This window comes from Saccharothrix hoggarensis (genome assembly GCF_042678885.1).
In the GTDB taxonomy this organism is placed as follows: domain Bacteria; phylum Actinomycetota; class Actinomycetes; order Mycobacteriales; family Pseudonocardiaceae; genus Actinosynnema; species Actinosynnema hoggarensis.
Map to the genome: position 1 here is coordinate 1 of NZ_JBHTLK010000076.1, position 18,528 is coordinate 18,528.

Genomic DNA, 18,528 nt, shown 5'->3' on the forward strand with positions numbered 1-18,528 from the left:
CAGGGCGGTGCGGTCGGCGGCGTCGGCGCGCTCGGACTCGGGCTGGGAGCGGGCGCCGTGCTGCGGTCCCGCCGCACGGGCAAGACGACGGCATGAGGCGCGTCGTCTCGCTGCTGCTGACCGGCCTCGTCGCGGGCGGGGTCGTCCTCGGCGCCGCCACGCCGGCGCTCGCGCACAACGTGCTCGTCGGCAGCGACCCGAAGGACGGGTCGCAGCTGGCGACCGGACCGACGACGATCACGCTGACCTTTGACCAGCCCGTGCAGGACGGGGAGAAGTTCAACACGGTCACCGTCACCGGTCCCGAGGGCACGCGCTGGGAAGCGGACAGCGAGCCGACGGTCAAGAACAACAGCGTCGTCTTCCCGGTCCGGCCGCTCGGGCCGGCCGCCGAGTACACCGTCGGCTACCGGGTGCTGTCCGCGGACGGGCACCCGGTGACCGGCTCGATCAAGTTCACCCTCACCAAGGCGGGTGACGGCACGCCCGCGCCGGTGTCGGTCTCGCCGGACGCCGACCCGGCGTCCGTGCCGCCCGGCGCGGGTGGCGTGCCCATCTGGGTGTGGATCGCGGGCGCCGTCGTGCTGCTGGGCGGCGGCGTGTTCCTCGCGCTGCGCGGCGGCGGTGGCGGCACGGCGCGCTCCGGCCAAGCCGGCGGAGCGGGCAAGGCCGGGCCGTCCGGCGGCACGGAGAACCCCGGGCGATGACGGTGAACCGGACCACCGCGCCGACCACCAGGTACTGGGTCGCCGGCGGCCTGCTCGCGGGCGGAGCCGTCGGCGTCTTCCTGGGGCTCGGCCTGTCGACCACCCCGGAAGCGGTGGCCGTCGCCCAGCCCGGCGCGGTGGTCCGGTTCGCCCACCCGCTGGTCCGGACGCTGCTGGACGTGGCCGCGACGGTCGTCGTCGGCCTGTCGCTGCTGCCGAAGCTGCTCGGGTTCGGGCGACCCGCCGCCACCGAGCCGGTGCTGCGCGTCGCCCGGCCCGCCGCCGTGATCGCGGCGGCCGTGTGGGCGTTCACCGCCCTGCTGTCCATCGTGATCCGGGCGTACGAGACGCGGCCCGACGCCGAGCTGACCATGCCGATGGTCGTGGACTACGTCCAGCGCGTCGGCGCGGGCCAGGGCTTGTTGTTCAGCGGCGTGTGCGCGCTGGTGTACCTGTGGATCGGGGTCGTGGCGGTGCGGCGCGGCGAGACCGTGCCCGCCGAGCTGCGCATCCTGATCGCCATGTTCGGCGTCCTGCCGCTGCCGGTGACCGGCCACGCGTCGAACTGGAAGTACCACGACTACTCGATGATCTCGATGGAGCTGCACGTCCTCGGCGCGGCGGCGTGGACCGGCGGCCTGGCCGCCCTGGTCGTGCTGGTCGCCCACCGGCGCGGGCTGCTCGCCGAGGCGCTGCCGAAGTTCTCCAAGCTGGCGACGGTGGCGTTGGTCCTGGTCTCGGTGACGGGCCTGTTCAACGGCCTGCTGGAACTGGCGCTGAACCCGGTCGTCTCCCTGCCCGGCTCCCTCTTCACCACCTCGTACGGCCTGGTGCTGGTCGGCAAGGTGGTGTGCGCGGCGCTGCTGGCGGTCCTCGGCGCCAACATCCGCTGGCGGCTGCTGCCGCACATCGCCCAGCACAAGCCCACGGCGCTCGTCACGTGGGCCGCGGTCGAACTGGCCGTCATGGGCGTCGCGTTCGGCCTCGCCGTCGTCCTGTCGCGGGCGCCGGTCGCCTGACCGGGCGTCACCCCAGGTGTCGGCGCGCCCGGGATGTCGGACCCCTGTGATGAGGTCGGGGCATGGCTGATTCACCGATCCTCGTCCTGGGGGCCACCGGCTCGACCGGCAGGCGGGTGGCCGCTCAGCTGACCCGAGCGGGCCACCCGGTGCGCCGGGCGTCCCGCCGGGATGCCCCCGACCAGGTGCGATTCGACTGGACCGACCCCACCACGTGGGCGGACGCGCTCGACGGCGTCGAACGCGTCTACCTGATGGCGCCGCACGAACTGCCCGTCGAACCGGAGTTCGCGCACGAGGCCGTGAGGCGCGGCGTGCGGCGGTTCGTGCTGCTCTCCAGCCGCGGCGTCGAGGAGATGCGGGACGAGCGGCTGCTCGCCGCCGAACGGCTGGTGCGCGAGTCCGGCGTCGACTGGACCGCGGTGCGGCCGGACTGGTTCGACCAGAACTTCGACGAGGGCTTCTTCCGGCCCTCGGTGCTCGCGGGCGAACTCGTGCTGCCCCTCGGCGACCGGCGGCTGGGTTTCGTCGACGCCGACGACATCGCGGCGGTGGCGGTCGCCGCGCTCACCCGTGACGGGCACGAGGGGCAGGTGCTGGAGCTGACCGGTCCGGAGGCGCTGTCGTTCCCGGACGCCCTGGCGGAGATCACCCGGCTGACCGGGCGGGCCGTCGAGTACCGCGGCACGCCGGACGACTACCGGGCCGTCATGCCCGCCGACCTGGCCGAACAGCAGATCGCGGCGTGGGACGCGTGGGGTGAGTCGGAGCCGACGGACACCGTCGAGCGGGTCACCGGCCGACCGCCCAAGAGCTTCCGCGACTACGCCGCGGCGGCGTGGGAGGGAGGAGCCTGGCGCGGGTAGCCATCGGTGAGTGGTCCGTTCGGTGCGACGAGCTGCGCCGAACGCCCTAGTCGCTGAACAGTCGGGCGGTGGGGTCCTCGCGGAGCCGGGTCAGTTCCGTCATCGCGCGCCGGCCCCGCCGCTCCAGTTCGGCCGCGTCGATCCAGCCGTTGGCGAAGTAGCGGTAGTCCTGGGCGAGCTTCACCAGTTCGGCCAGGTAGTCCGCGGAACGGCGGCGGCGGCGCTCGTCGAACGACGCCAGCAGCGGCAGCTGGGTGTCCACGACCTCGTCCAGCATCCTGGCGGCTTCCAGCGCGCGCTTGGCGCGCCCACGCCGCCCACCCCGCAGTTTTCCGACCACGCGCACCTCGCGACCCGTCACGCATCCCGTCGATGCGTCATTCGTCAGACGCGCGTGCGGCGTTACGGGTTCGTCCCCGCGGCCACATCACGCGGGATTGCCCACGATCGGGTGATCAACGGTAGGGCGTCCACGGAGTCGTGGTATCGCCCGCCCGGAGCGCTTTCAGCCGGCGGTGCAGCTCGTCGCGCACGCCGGGGTGGCTGCGCATGATCGGCAGCACGCTCGTCGTCAGCTTCAGCTCCCTGACCTCGCGCAACACCGGGAACCCGGTCCACCTCGCGACGTCGAAGCCGTACTCGTCGGCCAGCTGCCGGTACCACCGGGCGGGGTGGCCGAACCGGGCGACGCCGACCGGCAGCGTGCTCAGGTCCCACTCGCGCGGGCCCAGGCTGGTGGAGTCGAAGTCACAGATCACGGGGCCGTCCGGGCTGGGGATGAGGTTGCCCAGGTGCGCGTCGCCGTGCAGCACGCCGGGCGGCAGCACGGTCCGCACGCCGGCCAGCCGGTGCTCCACCGCGGCGCACCGGTCCTCCAGGAACCGGCGGTCCGGCGCGGACAGCTCCTCCGCGTCCGCGATCCGCCGCCGCACGTCGTCCAGCGGCGTCCACCGCGGCAGCTCGAACGCCGGCGCGGGCAGCGCGTGCACCTGCCGCAGCACCCGGCCCAGGTCACGGCCGTCGACCGGTCTCCCGCCGGACGGCACGGTGTGCCACAGGGTGGCCAGGTGGTCGCCGACCTCCAACGGCTGCGGGACGTCCTCGACCAGCCGCACCGCGGGCACGTCGTGCGCGGCGAGCCACCGCGCGACCTCGACCACCTTGTGCGCCCGGTGGCGCAGGTTCATCGAGCCGACGATCCGGACCACGACCCGCTCCGCGGGCAGGTCGAACACGGCGTTGCTGGTGAACTTCACGAGCCGGGCGCCGCGGTGCGCCAACCCGAGCTCGGCGCACAGCCGTTCCAGGACGGCGGTCAGCGCGTCGGGGGTGAACCTGCCGTCCAGGAGTCCGACCCCCGCGGCGGCGTCAGGCCGCGCTGTCGTTGCCGGTGAACTTCGCAAGGCGCTCCGCCAGCTCACGGGCATCCGGGTTGTTGCGGCGCTTCTCCGCCTCGTGCAGCAGCGGCCTCATCCGGTCCTTCGTGCGGACCGACTTCAGGCCCTCCGACAGCTCGATCGCCTGCCGGCCGAGGCGGGCGCCGTGGTCGATGTCGCCGTCCAGCAGGTGGTTGATCGACAGCGAGGTGAGGTTGAACGACCGGCTGCGGGTCATGTCCTCGCCGTAGCCGCCGATGGCCTTGGTCAGCGCGGGCACCGCGGTGCGGGTGTACTTGGCGTCCACGGTCTGCGCCAGCTCGGTGTGGACCGTGCCGATCATCGCCGACAGGTCGTTGGCGTCGAAGAACTTCGCCCACGCGGGCGCCTCGCCGATGTTGGCGCGGGCGAACTCGTCGCGCGCGCGGCCCAGGAGCTTCAGCGCCTGGTCGTCGGAGCCCATCTTGGCGTAGGCCCAGGCCTCGTTGGCGCACAGGATGCCGACGGCGAGTTCCGAGCCGGAGTTCTGGGCGGCCAGCTGGCCGAGCTGGAACACCTTCAGCGCGTCGTCCGGCGCGTCCTGGTGCAGGTAGACGCGGCCCATCCGGTACAGGATGTTGGCCACGAGCTCTTCCTTGCGGCCCTGCTTGGCGAGGCCGAGCGCCTGGCCGAAGTGGTTGCGGGCGGAGTCGTACAGGCCGGTGTCGAACGAGGTCCAGCCGGCCAGGTTGTGCAGGTCGGCGAGCGCGACGTAGAGCCGCTCCTTGACCAGGTCGGTGGCGTTGGCGCCGAGCATCTGCTGGCCCCACGACAGCTGCGCCACGACCGCGTCGCGGCAGGAGCCGCCGCCGTACTGGTAGTCCAACGTGCGCAACGCCCTGGTGGCCGCTTCGACCTGTCGGACGTCGGTCATGCCGATGCGGCCAGGGGCCGGAGTCTGCGCGGGCGACGAAGCCCAAGACCCGGAGTCCGTACCGAACACGGCCGCGCCGACGGTGATGGCGGCGGCGTGCGCGAGGAACTTCCTTCGCTTCACCGACTCGTCCTCCTCAGAATGGGGTGCCTCCGCCGTGGCGGCCACCCTCACTGCCGTGGCCTCGTCGTAAGCGAGACCCATGTACCCCCTGGGGACACCCAAGCCGGCGGCGATCCGCGCGAGGACGTCGTAGGCCATGACCTGGCGTCCCTTGAGGATCTCCGAGACTTCGGACTGCGACTGGCCCGTCAGCGCCGCGATCTGGCGCTGCGACACCCCGTGCCGTCGGAGCAGGCGGTAGACCGCGCTGATCTCTCGTCTGGCCAGGGCGTCGCGCATCTCCTGCTGGTCCCAGACGTCTGGTGTAACAGGAGAACTCGGCGAACCGATGGTGTTCAATTGCGCCCCCTCACAGTCCTTTGGGCGTCAACCGCAGAGTAGGGGCACTCCCCCGACTGCGAGAAGTACCGATCAGCAGAGCTGATCGGCCCTGCCGAACTCCGGTGACCGCTTACCGTGGGACGGGCACCGGCCAGCGCTATGACGTCCCGATCCGGGTTGAATCATCGCAATCTAGGTTCCGGTAAGCGAGTGAGCACGGAGAGGAACCTGATCGTGGACCTGATCGAGCGGGCGGTGGCCACCAGCACTGGTGGACCGGTTGCGCCCGCCGTCACCGCGGTCGGGGACGCTCCGGCTCCACTGTCCGTCCAGGAGCCGACCGACCTCGGCTCCGGATGGCGCGGCACGACCGGGCAACGTCGCTGGTGGCGCATTCGCTGCAGCGACGTGGTCGACCGGGAGCGCTGCCTCACCGTGATGGTCGACCGGGGCCGCGTGGTCCTGGTCGGCCCGCCCGGTGAGACGGCGGTCCTCTCGGCCGACCAACTCGTACAACTCAGGGCCGCGCTACGTGAGGCCGCCGAGCAGGCGGAAAGGTGACGGTGACGTTTCGGTGGACGAGATCCTCGGACAAGTTCTTCGCAACGCGGTGTGGGAACGCTTGGACCTGCTCACGGAGCTGGCCAACGAGGCCGACGCCCCGTCCCTCCTGTCGGTGGCACGTTCCGAGCTCCCTCGGCTGACCGAGGGCTGGCGGGCGCTGCTCGCCGCGCACGAACCGGACGAGAAGGGCAACTGCCCCGAGTGCTCCGGACGGTGGCGGCAGCAGAAGAGCCCGTGCTCGGTGTGGCGCGCCGCGTACGAACACCTGGTCGCGGGCGGTTTGGCCCCGCGCCCGGCTCGGCACCTCCGATCGGCGCCGGTGACGCCTCCTGTCACCCGGTCGCGCCGGGGAGTGGTCCGAGCCCACTAACGGGCGGCCCCGACCTGTCGTTCCCCCGACGCGACACGGTCGAGCACCCGCCTACTGGCCGGCGGTCCGGGACGTGCGAACCCCCGACCGCGACGAACGGACCGCCGGCCGGCTAGTACTGCCACAACTCCACACAGACAGCCGCGGGCCGGTGTTGTGCACACCTTCCCTCCCCGACCGACACCGGTCCGCGGGCACCACGTCGGCCCCGATGTCCGCACCTCCCGCGCGGACATCGGGGCCGTCTCCACGTCCGGCCCCGGATCACCAGTGGGCGCGGATGACCAGTGGGCGCGGATCACCGGTGGGCGTGGGTCGGCGGTGGGCGCGGGCCAGCGGCGGGCGCGGGTCAGCGGTGGGTGCCGGTCCGCCAGGTCAGGTAGCCGGTGAGCCCGGGGAACAGGCGGCCCGCCACGTCGAACGCCTTGAGCTGCCACGGGAAGACCACCTCGTCCAGGTCCCGCTCGACGGCCCGCCCGATCCGCGTCGCGACGTCGTCCGGCGTCACGGTGGGGATGAGCCGGGCCAGCGCCGGGATGCGCTCCTCCGCGCCGGGGTTGTTGGCGAAGTACCGGCTGCTGACCTTGCCGGGCACGACCTCGCTCACGCCGACGCCGGTGCCGCGCAGGTCCAGGCGCAACGCGGCGGTCAGCCCGCGCAGCGCGTAGCGGGACGCCGCGTAGCCCGTCGCGCCGGGGATCGGCAGCCGGGACACCGGCGAGTTGACGTTGACCACGCGCCCCGAACCGCGGGCCCGCATGCCGGGCAGGAACTCGCGGGTCAGGTGCAGTGCGGCGGTGAACGGCAGGGCGATCATCCCGGCCAGCTCGGCGGTCGGGGTGTCGTCGAGGAACAGCCAGCGGCCGACGCCCGCGTTGTTCACCAGCACGTCCGGCACGCCGACCTCGGCGACGACCCGTTCGGCGAGCGCGCCGATCCCGTCGACGTCCGCGAGGTCCGCCGGAACGGCCACCGCACGCCCACCGGTCGCCCTGATCCGTTCGACGTGCCGGTCGAGCGCTTCGGCGCCCCGTGCCACGAGCACGACAACCGCACCGCGCCTCGCGAGCGTCAGGGCGGTCGCCGCGCCGATGCCCTGCGACGCGCCGGTCACCACGACCGCTCTACCCGCCAACCGCAACGTTCTCCCCCTATGCCACCGATCGGACCCTGGTCACGAGCACGGCCGCGCACAGCGTGGCCGCCGCGGAGACGGCGAACAGGCCGCGGTACCCGCCGAGGGCCGCGAGCACGTACGTCGTCAGCAGCGGGGCGACCACCTGGGGCAGCGAGTTCGCGATGTTCAGCACGCCGAGGTCCTTCGCGCGGTCGGACGCGGCGGGCAGGACCTGCGTGAGCAGGGCGAGCGCCACCGCCCAGTACCCGCCGAAGCCGACCCCGAGCAGCGGCGCCGCGACGAGGGCCGCGGTCCACGTGGGCCAGGCGGCGAGCAGGAGCGCGGCGGACGCCATCACGCCGGCCGCGAGCAGCACGTACGGCCGGCGGCGGCCGGTGCGGTCGGAGCGGGCGCCGACGGCGAACGCGCCGATCGCCAGCGCCGCGCCGTAGAGCAGCATCAGCACCAGCAGGCCGTCCTCGGGCGACGGGTGCCGGACGACGTCGCCGAGGAAGTACAGCAGGTAGAGGGTGCCGAACGCGTTCCCGAGGTTGATCATGAAGTGGGCGGCCCAGGCCCAGGCGAAGTCGGGGTGCCGCCTCGGCGAGACCCACAGCTCGCGCCACCGCAGGGCGGGGCGGGCGGCGACCGGCAGCCGGACGTCCGGCGTGATCAGGACGAACGCCAGCGCGCCCGCCACGACCACCGCCGCGCACGCCAGGTACCCCGCCGGCAGGCCGCTGACCAGGACCGTCACCACGACCGCGCCGAGCACCGTGCCGAGCATCTGGGAGACGCCGACGAGCCCGCCGACCTTGGCCCGCTGCCGCACGGGCACGCGGTCGGGCACGGCGGAGGTGAGGCTGGCGAGCATCCCGTTCAGCCCGGCCTGCACCAGGCACCACCCGATCACCATCACCCCGACGGAGGACGCCGACGACAGCACCACCAGCCCGACCGCGCCGAGCAGCGCGCCGGCGAGCGTCCACGGGTGCCGGCGGCCGAACCGGGACGTGGTGCGGTCCGACGACAGCCCGATCAGCGGGTTGGCGATCAGCGCGACCACCGCGCCGACGCCCGTGACCAGGCCGAACACGGCTTCCTTGCCGGCCGCGTCGACCAGTTCGGCCTGCTGCGGCAGGAGCACCTGGATGGGGGCGTAGACGGCGAGCCACAGCCCGAGGTTGGCCAGGAACAGCCACGTCATCCACGACCGGCGGACGGGGACGACCGGTTCGGCCAACGCCTCCGCCGTCACTGCCTGATCCGATCGCGGTACCACTCGTAGGAGGCACGCGGTGTGCGTTGTTGCGTCGCGTAGTCGACGTGGACGAGCCCGAACCGTTGCGAGTACCCGGAGTCCCACTCGAAGTTGTCCATCAAGGACCAGACGAAGTACCCGCGCGCGCCGGCCTTCACGGCTTCGGCGATGTGCCCGTCGAGGTACGCGATCCGCTCGGTGTCGTCGAGGGAGTGGGGGTAGCTGCACCCGCTCTCGGTCACGTAGACGGGCGGCAAGTCGACAAAGCGATCTCGCAACAGTGAGATCATCTCCGACAGGCCGGACGGCACGACCGGCCAGCCGAAGCCGGTCTTCGGGTACTCCTCGATCTCGACCAGCTCGAACGGCAGCGGGTTGCCCTCGGACGGAGTCCGCAGCCGGGTCGGGTTGTAGTAGTTCACGCCGTAGAAGTCGAGCGGCGCGGCGACGATCGCCAGGTCGCCGTCCACGATCGGCAAGCGGTCGGCGAGCGCGTCCGGGTAGCGCCCGGCCAGCTGCGCGTCGGCGTAGAGCCAGTTGTGCAGGTCGGAGTACGCCTCGGCGGCCGGGACGTCGGACGGACCGGCGGGCCACGCGGGCGTGTGGTTGTTGGCCGTGCCGATCGCGCGCGCCCCGGCGGACCGCAGCGCGCCCGCGGCCAGCCCGTGCGCCAGGTTGAGGTGGTGCGCGGTGGGCAGCGCGTCGTACAGGAGGGCCTTGCCCGGCGCGTGCTGCCCGACGGCGTACCCGAGGAGCGTCACCATCGCGGGCTCGTTGATCGGGATCCACATCGCGACCCGGTCGGCCAGGCGCGCGCCGACCGTCCCGGCGTACTCCGCGAACCGGTGGGCGGTGTCGCGGTGCAGCCAGCCGCCGGCCCCCTCGACCGCGACGGGCGTGTCCCAGTGGTACAGCGTGGCGACGGGCGCGATGCCGGATTCCAGCAGCTCGTCCACGAGCCGGTCGTAGAACTCCAGGTCGCCCGCGAGGACCCGCGGCCACGACACGGAGAACCGGTAGGCGCCGACGCCGAGGGACCGCATCAGCCCGACGTCCTCGCGGTAGCGGTGGTAGTGGTCGCACGCCACCGAGGCGTCCTGCCCCTCGAACGCCGGGAACGCGTCCCACACGGACGGCTGCCTGCCGCCGGCGGTGAACGCGCCCTCGATCTGGAAGGCGGAGGTCGAGACGCCCCAGAGGAAGTCGGCGCCCAGGACGTCGTCGGGACGGGTCACGCGTACCTCCCAGAACGTGAAAGTCATTCGGATCGTAGGCGTGTTGCGCCCCGAAGTGAAGTGGAATGGTCCACCACCGGGCACTATGGAGACCCGCCAACTTTTTCCGCAGGAGTCGCCGTGACCAGTACGACCCCGTTGCGCCGCCAACCGGTGCAGCAGCGCAGCGCCAAGCGCGTCGAGCGGATGCTCGAAGCCTGTGCCCTGCTCATCGAGGAGGTCGGCTACGACGGCGTCACGACAACGCTGATCGCCGAGCGCGCGGGTGTCGCGGTCGGCTCGCTGTACCAGTTCTTCCCGGACAAGCGGGCCGTCGTGCAGGCGCTGACCCTGCGCAACCTGGAGAAGTTCATCCAGACGGTGGACGGCCGGTTCACCTCCACCACGCTGGAGCACTGGTGGGACGCCGTGGACTCGATCTTCGACGTCTACGTCTCCATGCACCGCGAGGTGCCCGCGTTCTCCAAGCTGCACTTCGGCGACGTGGTGGACATGCGGCTGCTGGACGACCGGCGCGACAACAACACCGTCATCTCCGACCGCATCGCCGAGATGATCTCGACCAAGTTCGGCATCCCCCTGGCCGAGCTGCAGCTGCCGATCTCGATCGCGGTGGAGGCGGCGGACGGCGTGCTGAACCTGGCGTTCCGCCGCGACCCGGCCGGCGACCAGCGCATCCTGGACGAGGCCAAGGCCCTGGTCCGGGGCTACCTGTCGACCAGGTTGCCCGACTAGGTCCGAAGTTCAGCCGAACGAGTGCCCTTCGCCCCGGTAGGTGGGCACGGTCCGCTCCACCACGTCACCCCTCACGACGTGGTAGTGCGTGAACCGCTCGGCCAGTTCACCCGCCTTGGCGTGACGCAGCCACACGCGGTCGCCGAGCCGCAGCGCGTCGGCCGCCCGGCCCACCACCGGGGTCTGGACCTCGCCCGCGCCCTCCATCGGCAGCAGCCGCAGCCCGACCGGCAGGTACGGCGTCGGTTGGCGGTCGGCGGTGGCGGTGCCCGAGGCGATGTAGCCGCCCGCGAACACCGTGGCCACGTGCCGCTTCGGCCGGCGCACCACGGGCAGCGCGAACAGCACGGCGGGTCTGGGCCGGAACCCGCGGTAGCCGTCGAACAGCGTCGGCCCGATCAGGCCCGAGCCCGCCGCGAGCTCGGTGACCGACGGGTCGGCGGCGGTGACCTCCAGGCTGCCCGTGCCGCCGCCGTTGACGAACTCGAGCTCGGCGACCCGGCGCACGGCGGCGACCGCGGCCGCCCGGCGGTCGACCAGCTCGGCGGCGGAGCGGCGTTGCATCCACTGCAGCGCCGCGCCGCGCAGCTGCTTGCCCGGCGGCTGGTCGCCGAGGCCCGCGATCTGCCCCTCGTACGCCATCACGCCGACGAGCCGGAACCCCGGCCGCCGCGCGATCGCCTCGGCCAGAGCGCGCGCTTCGCGTGCCGTGTGCACGGGAGAACGCCGTGGGCCGATGTGCAGGCCCGGCAGCGGCCGCCACGACACGTCCAGCTCCAGGCACACCCGGACCTCCGGGTGGTGGGCGCCGAGCACGGCGTCGACCAGGTCGAGGTGCGCCGTCGAGTCGACCACGACGGTGATCCGCCCGAGCGCCTTGTCGTCCTCCGCGAGCCGGGTCAACGCCTCCTGGTCGACGGTCGGGTACGCGACGAGGAGGTCTTCGGACAGGTCCACCGAGGACAGCCACAGCGCCTCGGCCAGCGAGTAGCACATGACCCCCGCGAACCCCGGCCGTTCGAGCACCCTCTCCAGCAGCGCGCGGACGCGCACGGACTTGCTCGCCACCCGGATCGGCCGCCCGCCCGCGCGGCGCGCGAGGTCGGCCGCGTTGCTGTCGAAGGCGTCCAGGTCGACGATCGCGAACGGAGGATCGTGCTCCTTCGTCGCGGCGTCGAGGCGCGTGCGGGGCTGCATGGGCTCACGGTACTTGAAAGGTGAATAGCTTTCACCTACGGTTCGTGGATCGCGTCGCACCGGAGGTGGCATGGGAACGCCGTGGACGAACTGGGCGCGCACCGCGTCCGCGAACCCACACCGCGTGGAGCACCCGGCGAGCGTCGACGAACTCGCCTCCGTCGTCACGGGGGCGTCCGCCGTGCGCCCCCGCGGCAGCGGGCACTCGTTCACCGACATCGCCGTCGCGCCCGGCGTCGCCGTCGACCTCGACGCGTGGACCGGCATCTCCGACGTCTCCGACACGCTCGTCACGGTCCGGTCCGGCACGACGCTGCACCAGCTCAACGCCCTGCTCGACGTGCTCGGGCTGGCCCTGGCGAACCTCGGCGACATCGACGCGCAGACCGTCGCGGGCGCCATCTCCACCGGCACCCACGGCACCGGCGCGAAGCTGGGCGGCCTCGCCACCCAGGTCGTCGCGTTGGAGCTGGTCCTCGCCGACGGCACGGTGGCGCGCTGCTCCGCCGACGAGCGCCCCGACCTGTTCCACGCCGCCAGGGTCGGCCTCGGCGCGCTCGGCGTGATCAGCACGGTCACCCTCCGGTGCGTGCCCGCGTTCGTGCTGCACGCCCGCGAGTCGCCCGGCCGGCTGGACGCCGTGCTCGACGAGTTCGACCACCTCACCGCGGTCGAGGACCACGTCGAGTTCCACTGGTTCCCGCACTCCGACCGGGTGATCCTGAAGCGGAACAACCGGGTGGACGAACCCGCCGCCCCGCTGTCCCCGCTGCGCCGGTTCTACGAGTACGAGGTGCTGGAGAACGGCGCGTTCGGGCTGGTCTGCAAGCTGGCGCGAGCCGTGCCCGCCACCACCAGGGCGCTCAACCGGGTGTGCGGCTCGGTCGTCTCCGAACGGGTCTACCGGGACGTGTCGCACCGCGTGTTCGTCACGCCGCGCCGGGTCCGGTTCGTGGAGAGCGAGTACGCGGTGCCGCGCAACGCGCTGCACGACGTGCTGCGGGAGCTGCGCGCGGCGGTCGGCCGGCTCGACCACGGCGTCATCGTGCCGGTGGAGGTCCGCGTCGCGCAGGGCGACGACATCTGGCTGTCGACCGCGCACGGCCGCGACACCGCCTACGTCGCCGTCCACCAGTACCTCGGCATGCCCTACCGGCGGTACTTCGACGCGTTCGAGAAGATCGCGGGCGCGGTCGGCGGGCGGCCGCACTGGGGCAAGCTGCACGGCCTCGCCGCCGACGCCCTCCGCGACCGCTACCCGCGCTTCGACGACTTCCGCCGGGTCCGCGCCGAGGTCGACCCCACCGGCAAGTTCGCCAACGCCTACCTGGACCGGGTGCTGGGCTGACCCCGACCGCCCGCGTCAGAACGCGTCGGCGATCGGGGTCCGGCCGCTGATCAGCTCGTAGGTCCGGCGCACGGTGCCGGGCCGGTCCAGCAGGGCCACCACGACGGCCGCCACGTCGCCGCGCGGTACGGAACCCCGTAGGGGCGTCTCGGCCAGCTCGACGAGGCCGGTCGGCTCGTCGTCGGTCAGCCGGCCGGGCCGCAGGATCGTCCAGTCGAGGTCGCGGTCGCGCAGGTCGTCCTCGGCGGCGCCCTTGGCCGCCAGGTAGGCGTCGAACACCTCGTCACCGGTCGTCCGGCCGATGCCGGTGGCGCTGATCTGGATGAACCGCCGCACGCCCGCCCGTTCGGCGGCCTCGGCCAGCAGCGCCGAAGCGCCGCGGTCCACGGTGTCCTTGCGCGCCACCCCGCTGCCGGGCCCGGCGCCCGCGGCGAACACCGCCGCGTCCGCGCCGGTCAGGAGTTCCGCGACCGAAGCGACGTCCGTCGCCTCCAGGTCGCAGTGGACGGGGACCGCGCCCGCGTCCGTGACGTCCGCGAAGTGGTCGGGGTTGCGCACCAGCGCCGTGGCGCTGTCACCCCGTGCGGCCAACAGCCGCTCCACCCGCAACGCGATCTTGCCGTGCCCGCCCGCGATCACTACCCGCATGGTCCGACCGTAGGTCAGGACGCGGTCGCCAGCACCTGCTCGTAGACCAGTTCGTTCACCCAGCGGGTGGTCGCGGTGTCCTCGACCGGCACCGTCTCGTTGCGACCCGCGACGTCCGTGCTCAGCTGCCGCTCGTCGTCCGCCAGCAGCACGGAGACGCCGTAGCGGCGCACCCGCGGCAGGCAGTTCGCCAGGTAGTCGTGCGTGAACGCGACCGACGTCGGCAGCACCGCGGCGGCGTTGCCGAACCGCGCGAACGGCACCGCGGAGGCCAGCGCGGTCCGCCAGTGCCGGGCCACCGCCAGCACGCCGACGATCCGCACCGCGGCGGGCGGCACGCGGCCGTCCATCTCGGGCCACACCCACGTGGACACCGTCGTCCGGTCCGGCTCGGGGGCCGCGCCCAGGCACACCCGCTCGGCGTGCGCGTCGGCCAGCAGCTCCGCGACCACGATCACCTTGCGCCCCATGAGGACCATCTCGGGCAGCACCACGCCGTGCCAGCCGAGGCGGACCGCCGCCGCGGCGGCCAGCTCCTCGACGGAACCGGGCAGTTCGGGAACCGGAACCGCGGTCGCCGACAGCGCCCTGGCGTTGTCGGTGTCCGCGATCCGTGCTGGTGTGCTGCTCACGCCAGGGCCTCCTCGGCAACCACGGCGGTCGATCCGCCGCGTTCGACTCGTGCTCTGGGTAAGGCGTACCAGGTGGGGACGGTCGCACCCCCTGGCCGACGGGCCTCCTGCGATCGGCGGCGTCGAGCGGTCGGTAACCGGTCGCCGACCGCAGAAGGGACTTCGGTCCGGCGGTGCTGCCGTCTGGGTGACCCCCGTGCCCCGGTGACCCGGCAAGTCGTGCCCAGCGTGTGCGTGGCTCGCCTGGAACGGCCCCCGCCGGCCCGCCCCGAACCGCATCGGCCACCCCACCGCGACCGCTCGCCGCACGAAATCGACCGACCGCCCGCAGCCACCGTGTCGTGCCACCGGAACGCCGCCCGCCACCCGTCGCGCGGCCCACCCCGAAGGGTCGTGCGACCGCGTCGGGGCGGCGGTGAATTCGGCGCTCGGGGACGCCCGCGGACTCCGCCGGATTCACGCGGATCGCAAAGGACGTGGCGGATGCGACACGCACGACGACAACCGGTGACAATTCCGCCTTCGCCCGCGGGCGGCCCGCGGACTCGTCACCGCGCGAACGTCGAACCGGAGTAACGCTTATCACACACGGCCGGGTCGCGAATGGTCGAACGAGACCGGACGGGCACGGTAGGCCGAACGAGTGATATCGCGGAAGACCCCACGCGACCCGGACCACCCCGCACAGCACTGAGGCCCCGCGGTTGCGGGGCCTCAGCGTGTGAACTTGGTGATCGAATCCGGTGAACCGGATCGACCGGGGGCTGATTCGCATCAGCCCTCTGGTGGGCGAGGGGGGAGTTGAACCCCCACGTCCTTTCGGACACACGGACCTGAACCGTGCGCGTCTGCCATTCCGCCACTCGCCCGGAGCGACGTGGAGAACACTAGCATGGTCCCCGTCCGGGTTACCAATTGCCCCGTGTACCGCCACCTCACCCCGGATACGATCGGTCAGAGAAGTCGACCGGGTCGGAGGGTTGCCGTGGGCCTCGTACAGCGCTTCGAGCGCCGTCTCGAAGGCATCGTCGGCAACACCTTCGCGCGTGTGTTCGGCGGCAACGTCGTCCCGCAGGAAGTGGCCCAGGCACTGCAGCGGGAGGCCGAGAGCAACATCCGCCAGCTGGCGGGTGGCAGGCTGCTCGCGCCGAACCACTTCCAGGTCCTGCTGGGTCCGCAGGACCACGATCGGCTTGCCGGGGACGGCCAGGATGAACTACGCATCACCCAGCTTCTGGGGGACTCCATCCGGGAGCACCTCGAAGAGAGCGGATGGGATACCTATGGTGACGTCGTAGTCTCCCTGGAGCGCTCCGACGCGCTGCACACGGGACAGTTCCGAACCAGCTCGTCCGTCGACCCCGACGTGAAAGTTGCCAGCCGACGGTCAGCACCACCTCGCACTGCAGGAGACGGATCCATGAGCCAGCCTCCCGGCTACGGACAAGGACAGGGCCAGCCCGCCTACGACCCCTATGCACAGGGCGGCTACGGCCAGCAGCAGCAGGGCTACGACCAGCAGGGTTACGGCCAGCAGCAACCGGGCTACGACCAGGGCTACGGCCAGCAGCCGAGTTACGACCAGGGTTACGGCCAGCAGCAGCCCGGCTACGACCAGGGCTACGGCCAGCAGCCGGGTTACGACCAGGGCTACGGCACGCAGCAGCCCGGCTACGGCCAGCCCGGCTACGACCAGGGCTACGGCACCCAGCAGCCCGGGTACGACCAGGGTTACGGCCAGCAGCCCGGCTACGACCAGGGCTACGGGCAGCAGCCCGGCTACGGCCAGCCCGGGTACGACCAGGGCTACGGCCAGCAGCCCGGCTACGGCGACCCGGCCCAGGGCTACGCCCCGCCGGCGGTCCAGTCCGGTCCCCGCCAGCTGAACGCGACGCTGCACCTGGACGACGGTTCGAACCGCACCTACAACCTCAAGCAGGGCGGCAACGTGGTCGGCCGCGGGCAGGAAGCGGACTTCCGACTTCCCGACACCGGGGTCTCCAGGAGGCACCTGGAGATCACGTGGGACGGGCACAGTGCAATGCTCGCTGATCTCGGTTCGACAAACGGCACCACGGTGAACGGCACTCCAGTGCAGACTTGGCAGCTCGCGGAAGGCGACGTCGTCCGCATCGGCCACTCCTCGCTGGTGTACCGCACCCAGGGCTGACCAGCAGGTCTGGCGTGTCGAGTCGGGCGTGGCGTAGCGGCACTCAAGTCAGGAGCGGTTACAACCGGTGCCAGAGCTGGTGATGCAGCTGACCAGAGCGGGTTTCCTCGTCCTGCTCTGGTTGTTCGTGTTGGCTGCGCTTCGAGTCGTCCGCTCCGACCTCTACGCGGCGTCGGGGCTGCGCGTGCCGACGCCGAAGTTCGGCAGAGGCGCCGCCAAGGCCGCCAAGGGCAACAAGGCGGCCCGGCAGCTCGTCGTCACGCACGGCGCGCTGGCGGGCACGCGCATCTCCCTGGACGGCAGGCCGATCCTGATCGGTCGCGCCGACGACTCCACGCTCGTGCTGGACGACGACTTCGCGTCGACCAGGCACGCGCGGCTGTCGATGCGCGGTACCGACTGGTACGTGGAGGACCTGGGCTCCACGAACGGCACCTATCTCGACCGGGCGAAGGTCACGGCCCCACTCCGGGTCCCGCTCGGCTCCCCGATCCGAATTGGCAAAACGGTGATCGAGCTGCGCTCATGACCCTCGTCCTCCGATACGCGGCCCGCAGCGACCGGGGCCTGGTCCGTTCGAACAACCAGGACTCCGTGTACGCGGGCCCCCGCCTGCTCGCACTCGCCGACGGCATGGGTGGCCACGCCGCGGGCGAGGTCGCCAGCAAGGTGGTGATCGCCGCCCTGGCGCCGCTCGACGACGACGAGCCGGGCGACGACCTGCTCGGCCAGTTGCGCGACGCGGTGATCGCGGGCAACGGCGCCATCTCCGAACTCGTGCAGAGCGACCCCGACCTGGACGGCATGGGCACCACGCTCACCGCCGTGCTGTTCGCGGGCAGCAGGCTCGGCATGGTGCACATCGGCGACTCGCGCGCCTACATGTTGCGCAACGGCACGTTCACGCAGATCACGCACGACGACACGTTCGTCCAGTCGTTGATCGACGAAGGCCGCATCACCGAGGAGGAGGCGGCCACGCACCCGCAGCGCTCGCTGCTGCTGCGCGCGCTGACCGGCCACGAGGTGGAGCCGCGGCTGATGGTGCGGGAGGCCCGTCCGGGCGACCGCTACCTGCTGTGCTCCGACGGCCTGTCCGGCGTGGTCAGCATGGAGACGCTGGACGAGGCGATCCGCATCCCGGACCCGCAGGCGTGCGCGGACCGGATGATCGAGCTCGCGCTGAAGGGCGGCGGCCCCGACAACGTGACGGTCGTCGTCGCCGACGTGGTCGACGTCGACTTCGGGGACGACGCGCCCATCGTGGGCGGCGCGGCCGGCGACGGCAGCGAGGACCCGCCTCCCCCCGACTCGCCCGCCTCGCGGGCGAGTTCCATCACCGGACCCCGGCCGATCCCGCAGCGGGTCGAGCCGGTGCAGCCGCCGCCGGACCCCCGGAGGGCCCGCAACAACCGGTTGAAGGCGCTCGCGCTGGTGGTGTTCCTGCTGCTCCTGGTCGCGGGCGCCGGCCTGGCGACGCGCTGGTACGTGCTGCGCCAGTACTACGTGGGCGCGGCGGAGAACGGCGAGGTGTCGGTCTTCCGCGGGGTCACCGGCAGCGTGTTCGGCTTCGACCTGCAGCGCCGGGTGGAGGGCTCGTGCCCGCCGGGCGCGCAGGCGTGCGAGCCGATCATGGTGGACGACCTGAAGGTCGCCATCCGGAACGTGGTGCGCAACGGCATCACCGACGTGGACGGCCTGGAGGACGCCCGGGAGGAGATCCGCCGGCTGCGCACCGAGCAGACGCTGCCGTTCTGCCCGAAGGACAGCCCGGAGGGCAGCACCGGGGCCACGACGGCGACGTCCACCACGGCCCAGCCGTCGGCGGCGTCGTCCGAGGCGCCGCCGACCACCACCGTCGAGGGGACTCCCCTCACCACGCCCGTGCAGAAGCCGGGCACGGATTGCCGAAAGGGTCAGTAGTCG

The 18,528-nt window shown here is 72.4% G+C and carries 19 protein-coding genes and 1 tRNA gene; 10 read left to right on the top strand and 10 right to left on the bottom strand.

Annotation, left to right across the window (positions count from 1 at the left end; translation table 11 throughout):
* The first annotated feature begins 92 nt into the window (after window positions 1–92).
* The 3 genes from ACFQ3T_RS16570 (at window position 93) to ACFQ3T_RS16580 (ending at window position 2,592) form a co-directional block, all read left to right on the top strand.
* Window positions 93–707 carry a copper resistance CopC family protein gene (locus ACFQ3T_RS16570; protein WP_380724167.1) on the top strand — a complete coding sequence of 205 codons (615 nt, stop codon included), beginning with the start codon at window positions 93–95 and terminating at the stop codon, window positions 705–707.
* A complete protein-coding gene (locus ACFQ3T_RS16575) occupies window positions 704–1,726 on the top strand; it encodes a copper resistance D family protein (RefSeq protein ID WP_380724168.1) in 1,023 nt (340 codons plus the stop codon). Before ACFQ3T_RS16570 ends, ACFQ3T_RS16575 begins: the two co-directional genes overlap by 4 nt.
* Window positions 1,727–1,788: 62 nt before the next feature.
* Window positions 1,789–2,592 (top strand): NAD(P)H-binding protein, encoded by an 804-nt coding sequence (locus tag ACFQ3T_RS16580; RefSeq protein ID WP_380724169.1) that lies wholly within the window; start codon window positions 1,789–1,791, stop codon window positions 2,590–2,592.
* A gap of 46 nt (window positions 2,593–2,638) precedes the next feature.
* On the opposite strand, the gene ACFQ3T_RS16585 is transcribed toward ACFQ3T_RS16580, so the two are convergent.
* The 3 genes from ACFQ3T_RS16585 to ACFQ3T_RS16595 form a co-directional block, all read right to left on the bottom strand.
* Window positions 2,639–2,932 (bottom strand): hypothetical protein, encoded by a 294-nt coding sequence (locus ACFQ3T_RS16585; protein WP_380724170.1) that lies wholly within the window; start codon window positions 2,930–2,932, stop codon window positions 2,639–2,641.
* A gap of 115 nt (window positions 2,933–3,047) precedes the next feature.
* A complete protein-coding gene (locus ACFQ3T_RS16590) occupies window positions 3,048–3,938 on the bottom strand; it encodes an aminoglycoside phosphotransferase family protein (RefSeq protein ID WP_380724188.1) in 891 nt (296 codons plus the stop codon).
* 22 nt (window positions 3,939–3,960) lie between these two features.
* On the bottom strand, window positions 3,961–5,283 hold the full coding sequence (locus ACFQ3T_RS16595; RefSeq protein WP_380724189.1) for a helix-turn-helix domain-containing protein: 1,323 nt from the start codon (window positions 5,281–5,283) through the stop codon (window positions 3,961–3,963).
* Between the two features lie 252 nt (window positions 5,284–5,535).
* On the opposite strand from ACFQ3T_RS16595, the gene ACFQ3T_RS16600 reads away from it, so the two are divergent.
* Both ACFQ3T_RS16600 and ACFQ3T_RS16605 read left to right on the top strand, forming a co-directional pair.
* Window positions 5,536–5,886: a hypothetical protein gene (locus tag ACFQ3T_RS16600; RefSeq protein WP_380724171.1), complete on the top strand. Its 351-nt coding sequence runs from the start codon at window positions 5,536–5,538 to the stop codon at window positions 5,884–5,886.
* A 13-nt stretch (window positions 5,887–5,899) separates the two neighbouring features.
* Complete coding sequence (locus ACFQ3T_RS16605) at window positions 5,900–6,259, top strand: hypothetical protein (protein WP_366195961.1); 360 nt, start codon at window positions 5,900–5,902, stop codon at window positions 6,257–6,259.
* Window positions 6,260–6,608: 349 nt separating this feature from the next.
* On the opposite strand, the gene ACFQ3T_RS16610 is transcribed toward ACFQ3T_RS16605, so the two are convergent.
* Genes ACFQ3T_RS16610 through ACFQ3T_RS16620 form a run of 3 tightly spaced genes read right to left on the bottom strand, consistent with a single transcriptional unit; the run spans window position 6,609 to window position 9,872 of the window.
* A complete protein-coding gene (locus tag ACFQ3T_RS16610) occupies window positions 6,609–7,394 on the bottom strand; it encodes an SDR family NAD(P)-dependent oxidoreductase (RefSeq protein WP_380724172.1) in 786 nt (261 codons plus the stop codon).
* 16 nt (window positions 7,395–7,410) lie between these two features.
* Window positions 7,411–8,583, bottom strand: a complete 1,173-nt coding sequence (locus ACFQ3T_RS16615) for an MFS transporter (protein WP_380724190.1) — start codon at window positions 8,581–8,583, stop codon at window positions 7,411–7,413.
* Window positions 8,584–8,630: 47 nt separating this feature from the next.
* Window positions 8,631–9,872, bottom strand: a complete 1,242-nt coding sequence (locus ACFQ3T_RS16620; protein ID WP_380724173.1) for a glycoside hydrolase family 1 protein — start codon at window positions 9,870–9,872, stop codon at window positions 8,631–8,633.
* 120 nt (window positions 9,873–9,992) lie between these two features.
* On the opposite strand from ACFQ3T_RS16620, the gene ACFQ3T_RS16625 reads away from it, so the two are divergent.
* Entirely contained in the window at window positions 9,993–10,607 is a 615-nt protein-coding gene (locus ACFQ3T_RS16625) for a TetR/AcrR family transcriptional regulator (RefSeq protein ID WP_380724174.1), read from the top strand.
* 9 nt (window positions 10,608–10,616) lie between these two features.
* On the opposite strand, the gene ACFQ3T_RS16630 is transcribed toward ACFQ3T_RS16625, so the two are convergent.
* Window positions 10,617–11,804: an amino acid deaminase/aldolase gene (locus tag ACFQ3T_RS16630; protein WP_380724175.1), complete on the bottom strand. Its 1,188-nt coding sequence runs from the start codon at window positions 11,802–11,804 to the stop codon at window positions 10,617–10,619.
* Between the two features lie 70 nt (window positions 11,805–11,874).
* Here ACFQ3T_RS16630 and ACFQ3T_RS16635 point away from each other — a divergent pair, with 70 nt between their 5' ends.
* Window positions 11,875–13,152 carry a D-arabinono-1,4-lactone oxidase gene (locus ACFQ3T_RS16635; protein WP_380724176.1) on the top strand — a complete coding sequence of 426 codons (1,278 nt, stop codon included), beginning with the start codon at window positions 11,875–11,877 and terminating at the stop codon, window positions 13,150–13,152.
* A gap of 15 nt (window positions 13,153–13,167) precedes the next feature.
* Here ACFQ3T_RS16635 and ACFQ3T_RS16640 read toward each other — a convergent pair whose 3' ends face one another.
* The 3 genes from ACFQ3T_RS16640 to ACFQ3T_RS16650 form a co-directional block, all read right to left on the bottom strand.
* The gene (locus tag ACFQ3T_RS16640; RefSeq protein ID WP_380724177.1) at window positions 13,168–13,800 is read right to left on the bottom strand and encodes an NAD(P)H-binding protein; all 633 of its coding nucleotides are present in this window, start codon (window positions 13,798–13,800) and stop codon (window positions 13,168–13,170) included.
* Between the two features lie 14 nt (window positions 13,801–13,814).
* Entirely contained in the window at window positions 13,815–14,432 is a 618-nt protein-coding gene (locus tag ACFQ3T_RS16645) for a hypothetical protein (RefSeq protein WP_380724178.1), read from the bottom strand.
* Between the two features lie 783 nt (window positions 14,433–15,215).
* Window positions 15,216–15,301 (bottom strand) — tRNA-Leu (locus tag ACFQ3T_RS16650).
* 116 nt (window positions 15,302–15,417) lie between these two features.
* On the opposite strand from ACFQ3T_RS16650, the gene ACFQ3T_RS16655 reads away from it, so the two are divergent.
* From ACFQ3T_RS16655 to ACFQ3T_RS16665, 3 genes are all read left to right on the top strand, one after another.
* Window positions 15,418–16,602, top strand: a complete 1,185-nt coding sequence (locus ACFQ3T_RS16655) for an FhaA domain-containing protein (RefSeq protein ID WP_380724191.1) — start codon at window positions 15,418–15,420, stop codon at window positions 16,600–16,602.
* 67 nt (window positions 16,603–16,669) lie between these two features.
* Window positions 16,670–17,131 carry an FHA domain-containing protein FhaB/FipA gene (locus tag ACFQ3T_RS16660; RefSeq protein ID WP_380724179.1) on the top strand — a complete coding sequence of 154 codons (462 nt, stop codon included), beginning with the start codon at window positions 16,670–16,672 and terminating at the stop codon, window positions 17,129–17,131.
* Window positions 17,128–18,525, top strand: a complete 1,398-nt coding sequence (locus tag ACFQ3T_RS16665; protein ID WP_380724180.1) for a PP2C family protein-serine/threonine phosphatase — start codon at window positions 17,128–17,130, stop codon at window positions 18,523–18,525. Before ACFQ3T_RS16660 ends, ACFQ3T_RS16665 begins: the two co-directional genes overlap by 4 nt.
* Window positions 18,526–18,528 lie beyond the last annotated feature (3 nt).